This is a genomic window from Gilvimarinus sp. 1_MG-2023, from assembly GCF_030548285.1.
Genome location: NZ_JAUOSC010001687.1, coordinates 1 through 237 on the forward strand (window position 1 = coordinate 1; position 237 = coordinate 237).

The 237-nt window shown below is 51.9% G+C and carries 1 protein-coding gene; it reads left to right on the top strand.

All coding sequences use genetic code 11. From position 1 onward, the window contains the following. Nucleotides 1–54: 54 nt before the first annotated feature. The coding region (locus tag Q4563_RS22540; RefSeq protein WP_303606135.1) for an FAD assembly factor SdhE at nt 55–237 on the top strand (183 nt) is incomplete at its 3' end.

Genomic DNA, 237 nt, shown 5'->3' on the forward strand with positions numbered 1-237 from the left:
GGTTCAAGGATGGGGTGGCGCTGGTATACTGGCGCCATTGAACAGGAGAGTAATGTGATCGACGAAACTGAAGTTAAACGTCTGTGGTGGCACAGCCGTCGCGGGATGCTGGAACTGGACGTATTGCTGGTGCCTTTTGTTGAAAAAGCCTATCGCACCCTGGAGCGTGAAGACCAGTTGCGTTATCAGGCGCTGATTGATCATGAAGACACGGATTTGTTTGCCTGGTTTCTGGAG